Source organism: Micromonospora sp. NPDC057141 (assembly GCF_042670805.1).
Taxonomy (GTDB): domain Bacteria; phylum Actinomycetota; class Actinomycetes; order Mycobacteriales; family Micromonosporaceae; genus Micromonospora.
Genome location: NZ_JBHUVA010000149.1, coordinates 1 through 5572, shown reverse-complemented (window position 1 = coordinate 5572; position 5572 = coordinate 1). Strand labels below are relative to the sequence as shown.

The following is a 5572-nucleotide window of genomic DNA, read 5'->3' as shown; positions in this document are numbered from 1 at the left end:
TGCGACGACGGGTGGCGCACCGGCCAGGCCGGCGCGCCACCCGCGGGAGTCGGTCGGGCCGGGGTCAGCCGGTCCGGCAGCTGACCGTCGGCCAGTTCCAGTTGCCGTTGGCCATGATCGTGATGCCGAAGTTGTTGCCGCTGCCGTTCGGCCTGGCGGTGACGGTGCCGGTGGTGCCGCTGACCGAGGCGTTCCAACTGTTCTGGATGCTCTGGCCGCCGCCGAGGCCGAGAGTGACCACCCAGTTGTTGGTGCCGCTGACCGCCACGTTCAGGTTGAACCGGTCACCCCACTGCTCGGCGGGCGACAGCACCGCGGTGCAGTTGCCGTTCGCGGGCGGGGTGGTCGGACCGCTGGTGGGGTTGCCCCCGCCGCCTTCCCAGACGGTGATGTCGGAGCTCCCGCTGCTCTGGTAACCCTCGGTGGCCATGATCTGGTAGCTGTGGTTGGTGCCGAGGTTGAGGCCGGCGCGGGCCCAGGCGTCGAAGTGGTTGGCGGTGGTGATGGTGCCGCTGCTGCGCTTCTGCTGGCGGACGCTCCAGTACTGGTAGAACGTCTGGGTGCCGTCGATCGACGGGGCGTTGACCCGCAGGCTGCGGAGAATGTCGTAGGTGCCGCCGTCGGTGGTGACCGTGCCCAGCCGGGTGGCGCCGCTGCTCGGGTTGTAGCTGCCGAAGTTCTCCACCACGTAGTACTCGATGAGCGGGTTCCGCGTCCATCCGTACAGGGCGAGGTAGGTGTTGTTGTTGCCCGGGTTGTAGCTGCCCGAGTAGCTGACCGTCCGTCGGGTGCCGGTGGCCCAGCCCTTGCCGCCGACCCAGTTGTTGGTGCTCCTGTCCCAACTGCTGCTGTAGCGGCCGTCGGCGCGCAGCGTCATGCTGGCGTTGCCGCTGTCCTTCCAGAACGAGAAGTAGTAGCCGTTGTGCGTGCCGGTGAGGTTCGAGGTGAGGGTCCGGTCGGCCTCGGCGTACGCGTTGGGCGAGGCGATGAACGTGCCGGTGACGGCTAGCGCCGCGGCGCACGCGGCGCTGAGGAGCAACCGTAGGCGGCGACTCCTTCGCGGTCTGGTCGAGGTGTCCTTCATGTACGTGTTCCTCCTCGTGACAGCTGGTGGTGGCCAGCGCCGCGGTGGGCGGGCGGTCCTCTTGCGCGACCGGGACGGGTCGCGGTGGGCGGCATCGACAACATCGAGTGCTGTCGATGATGAAGGTAGGACGACGACTGTGCGCCTGTCAACGATTTTCCGAAATATTCCCGAAACTTCTTTCTCGTCAAGCAGGGCCAAAAGGCGGCTTCGACTCGCCGACGGTCATGCCCAGGGGCCGCGTTCCCTATGGTCAACAGCAGCCCGGGAGCGGGGAGTGGCGATCCGGAGCCGAGCCCTCGAAACTTCCGGAACCTCCCCGCGATCCCGCCCGCCCTTCCGCCCGTCAGCCGGCCACCGCCGCGAGCCGCTGGCTGCGCCACAACCGGGTCGCCGGGCCGAGCGCACGGGGCCAGTTCTCACCCCGGCGGGTCAGGGACCGCTCGCTGATCTCGAACCCGCCGACCAGCCCGGCCAGTTCGTCGAGCACGTCGGACTCGCGGAACGGCTTGCAGGAGAAGATGTTCACGAACACCTCCCGCAGCCCCGGATAGGTGTGGATGGCGGCGTGCGACTCGGCGAGGATCACCACGGCCGACTTGCCGGCCTGGTGCGGCGGGCCGTCCTCGCTGGCGACCAGCGGCCCGGCGATCACGGTCATGCCGATCCGGGCGACGAGGTCGCGCATGAAGGTGTGCAGCGCCTCGCCGTCGTCCAGGGCGCGGGTGTCGGTGACCGCGGACAGCCGCAGGGTCAGCTCGTCGCCGTAGTGGTCGTCGGTCGGATGGTCACCAGGGTGCCCGGTCATCGGGTTCTCCTTGTCGGTCGGAATGTCGGTGCGGAGTCAGCCGGCATGGGACAGCAGCCGGACCGGGTCGGCGGTCAGTTCCTGCATGATCGAGACGACGCGGGCCGGACCGGTCGGCGCGGCGGCGGCCCTGGCGGGGCGGGACGGTCGGACGCCGTCGGCGCGCTCGACGAGCTCCCGGAGCCGTTCCGGCCGCCAGTCGTCGTCCCCGCAGTTGGCGGCCAGGCCCTGCCGGGCCAGCATGTCGGCGAAGTACTCGCGTTCCGGGTCCCCGCCGGGGAAGACCAGCAGCGGTACGCCGGCGTGCACCGCGCTGGCGAGCGTGCCCCGGCCGCCGTGGCAGAGCAGCGCCAGGGCCCGCCCGAGCAGGTTGCGCAGCGGCAGCAGCGGCCACGCCTGCACGTTGCCGCGCGGCGACACCCGGGGCGGGGAGCTGTCGGTGCTGCCCGACGCGATCAGCACGTCAACGTCCGAGCCCTCGAACGCCGCGAGGCAGTGCCGGTAGTACCAGTCGGCGTCCATCGGCGGCCCGCTGGTGTAGGCCAGCAGCCCGCGCTGCCCCGGCCGGGGCCAGTCCACCGGGCCGGCGGCGAGGTGCCGGTCCAGCGACGCCGCGGTGAGCTGGCCGACGTACTCGCCGGTGCTGTGCCGCGCCACCAGCGGGTCCATCTCGGGGGCCAGCGGGGTGCTCCAGGCGAAGAGCACCTCCGACAGGGACTGTGGCTCGGGCGCCCGGCTGCGACGCAGCGCCGGCCGGAACGCGGCCAGCGCCCGGGTGTCCACCGGCGCCCAACCGTCGCTGCCACGCCCGAAGAGACGGTGGTCCGGCCAGGTGACCGGGCTGACCACGGGGATGCCGGCGAGCGACCCGGCGACCACCGTGGTCAGGTCGTAGTCGTGGAACAGCACCTGCACCCGGTGCGCGCGGAACTCCCGCAACTGCGCGGCCAGGACGGTCTCCACCAGGTCGGGGTCGGCGTACGCGGACCGGGACAGCAGGTCGTCCAGGCGCAGGGCGGTCGTCGCGTCGGGGTACGGCGCGGTGTCCGGCCCGGGGATCGGCACCGCCGGTACGCCCAGCCGATCCAGCAGCGGCCGGAAGTGTGGGCTGGCGAACAGCACCGGCGTATGCCCCGCGAGGCGGACCGCCTCGTACACGGAGAGCACGGTGGAGACCGAGCCGAGGCCGTACGACCACACGCCGGGAACCAGGCCGACCCGCATGGTGTCATCCTCCTTCCGGGCGCCGCACCGGTGTGGCCGGCGCCCTGCGGCGACTGTAGGAAGCCGGCTACTGCGGCAACAAGGTGGCGACGTCCGCCGTCCACACAGATGCACCTTCGGTGCCACCGGCCCTGCACCGAAGGTCGTAGATATCGATCAGGAGTGGGCCTGCGGCGGGTTGCCGTCCCTATCCTGGGCCCGACGTACCGTCACACTCTGGGAGGGACTGATGAGGCAACGCGAGTTGTCCGGCAGCGCGGGGATCCAGGTCAGCCAGCTCTGTCTCGGCGCCATGGCCTTCGGCACCGAGGTCGACGAGGAGACCGCCTTCGCGATCCTGGACCGCTTCGTCGACGCGGGTGGGACCACCATCGACACCGCGAACTGCTACTCGTTCTGGGTCCCCGGCGGGGTCGGTGGCGAGAGCGAGACGGTGCTCGGCCGTTGGCTGTCCGGGCGGGGCGGCAGGGACGGCCTGGTGCTTGCGTCGAAGGTGGGCTCCGGACCCGGGGCGCACGGCGGGGCCGAAGGGCTCGCCCCGGCGGTGATCCGGGCGCAGCTCGCCGGCTCGTTGCAGCGGCTCGGCGTGGACCACCTGGACCTCTACTACGCGCATCGGGAGGACCGCGACACCCCCGACGAGCAGACCCTGGCGGCGTTCCACGAGGCGGTGACCGAGGGAAAGGTCCGGACGTTGGGGGCCAGCAACCACGCCGCCTGGCGGCTGGCCGGGACCCGGGCGTTGGCCGAGGCGAAGGGCTGGACGCCCTACACGGCGGTGCAGCAGCGCTACTCGTACGTGCAGCCCCGCCCGGCGACGGCGCTGCCCGAGGGCGGGCACGTGCACGCCAGCGACGAGCTGCTGGACCTGGTCCGCAGCCGGGGCCTGACCATGTTCGCGTACAGCACCCTGCTGTGGGGTTCGTACAGCCGGCCGGAGAAGCCGCTGCCGGAGCACTACCAGCACCCGGGCACCGAGCGGCGGCTCCACGCGCTGCGGGAGGTGGCGGACGAGCTGGGCGTCACGGTGAACCAGGTCGTGCTGAGCTGGCTGATCGGCGGGGACCCCGCGGTCGTACCGATCGTCGGCGTCAGCTCGGTGGCCCAGCTCGATGAGGCCCTCGCCGCGGTCGACCTGGATCTGCCGACCGAGCTGCGCAAGCGTCTCGACGAGGCCTGCTGAACCGGCTCCGCGTCGGCGACCGGGCAGGGGAATCCCCTGCCCGGTCGCCGTGTGTGGCCCGGTATCGGTGCGCCCGGGTCAGCCGGTGCCGGTGAGGGAGACGGTCACCTGCTGTCCGAGATGGTCGGAGAGGCCCTGAGGGCCGACCATCCGGTAGTCGTGGGAGCGCACCGGGCCGGCGACGAACGCCCAGTCCAGCCGCCACCACGGCTTGCTGTCCGGCCAGGACGCCGGGTAGAGCCGGTCGCCGGCCACGGCGGCGTCGGTCATCCCGTCGGTCAGGTCGCGCAGTTCACCCATCGCCGAGGTGGCGTTGAAGTCACCGGCGACGAGCTGGCCGTTCCGGTTGTTCGCCCGGTCGGCCCGCAGCGCCCGGTAGTGGGCCTGCCGGCGGTCCTCCTGGGCCCGCATGAACTCGGTGAACTCGGAGTCGGTGGGGTCCATCGAGATGTCGAGCTGCACCGGCACGTGCACGTTGTAGACGGAGAGCACCCGGCCGTCGACGAGCAGGTCGGTGCGGAGCACCTTGTGCCGGTAGTAGTCGGCGAAGTCCGAGTCCGCCGGCACGCCGTGCCGGACCGGGTCGGCCAGGTACGGCAGCCCGTCCAGGGCACGCGAGGCCACGATCGGATAGCGGGACATGGTGAGTAGTTCCCCGACGGCCACCACTTGGTAGTCGGGGAAGTGGCGGCGCAGCTCGGCGACGTGGTCCACCCGGACCGGACGGTGCCGGGCCAGGTCCCAGCCGACGTACTCCTGAAGCAGGTAGACGTCGGACCGTTGGGCGGCCAGGTAGTCGTGGAAGCGCTGCGGATCGGCGCCGTCGTACCAGTATTCGGTGTTCCAGGAGAACATCCGGACCGCCCCGGGCGGGGCCGGGGCGGCCCCGCCGGACAGCGCGGACGGGTTCAGGCCGGACACGTCGAAGCCGACGGCCAGGCAGCACAGCGCGGCGACGGCGAGCCGCCCGCGCGCCGGCCGGGCCAGCGGGGCGAGGGCCAGCAGCAGCAGCGGCACCGCGACGAATACCAGCGGTGGCATCAGCTCGACGGGCCGCCACCACCAGTGCCCGCCGGTGAGCAGCAGGAACGTCGTGAGGAACACCGCCCAGCAGACGGTGAGCGCGGCGAGCCAGCGGGCCCGGCGCGGCCACCCCGGCCTGCCCGGGGCGCGGCGCGGGTGCGACAGCCACAGACTTCGTCCTCGCGCAGGCTCACCATCCATCCTCACCAGGGAGTGATCTGATGAGTCGCGACACCGCACTCGTCTCGGC

Annotated in this window: 5 protein-coding genes; 1 reads left to right on the top strand and 4 read right to left on the bottom strand. The window is 71.8% G+C overall.

All coding sequences use genetic code 11. The features are described from left to right. Nucleotides 1-64: 64 nt before the first annotated feature. From ACFT41_RS31980 to ACFT41_RS31970, 3 genes are all read right to left on the bottom strand, one after another. The gene (locus tag ACFT41_RS31980; protein ID WP_377590355.1) at nucleotides 65-1084 is read right to left on the bottom strand and encodes a glycoside hydrolase family 11 protein; all 1020 of its coding nucleotides are present in this window, start codon (nucleotides 1082-1084) and stop codon (nucleotides 65-67) included. 346 nt (nucleotides 1085-1430) lie between these two features. Further along, on the bottom strand, nucleotides 1431-1892 hold the full coding sequence (locus tag ACFT41_RS31975; RefSeq protein WP_377590357.1) for an S-adenosylmethionine decarboxylase family protein: 462 nt from the start codon (nucleotides 1890-1892) through the stop codon (nucleotides 1431-1433). A 36-nt stretch (nucleotides 1893-1928) separates the two neighbouring features. After that, nucleotides 1929-3116, bottom strand: coding sequence for a glycosyltransferase (locus ACFT41_RS31970; RefSeq protein WP_377590359.1), 1188 nt, complete (start codon nucleotides 3114-3116; stop codon nucleotides 1929-1931). 229 nt (nucleotides 3117-3345) lie between these two features. On the opposite strand from ACFT41_RS31970, the gene ACFT41_RS31965 reads away from it, so the two are divergent. Beyond that, nucleotides 3346-4299 (top strand): aldo/keto reductase, encoded by a 954-nt coding sequence (locus tag ACFT41_RS31965; protein ID WP_377590361.1) that lies wholly within the window; start codon nucleotides 3346-3348, stop codon nucleotides 4297-4299. Nucleotides 4300-4377: 78 nt separating this feature from the next. Here ACFT41_RS31965 and ACFT41_RS31960 read toward each other — a convergent pair whose 3' ends face one another. Continuing rightward, on the bottom strand, nucleotides 4378-5403 hold the full coding sequence (locus ACFT41_RS31960) for an endonuclease/exonuclease/phosphatase family protein (protein ID WP_377614102.1): 1026 nt from the start codon (nucleotides 5401-5403) through the stop codon (nucleotides 4378-4380). Nucleotides 5404-5572: the final 169 nt, after the last annotated feature.

What these genes read in the sequence shown, in the direction of transcription:
- ACFT41_RS31970 (WP_377590359.1), bottom strand. Translation starts at nt 3,116, where the DNA reads ATGCGGGTCGGCCTGGTTCCCGGCGTGTGGTCGTACGGCCTCGGCTCG.
- ACFT41_RS31965 (WP_377590361.1), top strand. Translation starts at nt 3,346, where the DNA reads ATGAGGCAACGCGAGTTGTCCGGCAGCGCGGGGATCCAGGTCAGCCAG.
- ACFT41_RS31980 (WP_377590355.1), bottom strand. Translation starts at nt 1,084, where the DNA reads ATGAAGGACACCTCGACCAGACCGCGAAGGAGTCGCCGCCTACGGTTG.
- ACFT41_RS31975 (WP_377590357.1), bottom strand. Translation starts at nt 1,892, where the DNA reads ATGACCGGGCACCCTGGTGACCATCCGACCGACGACCACTACGGCGAC.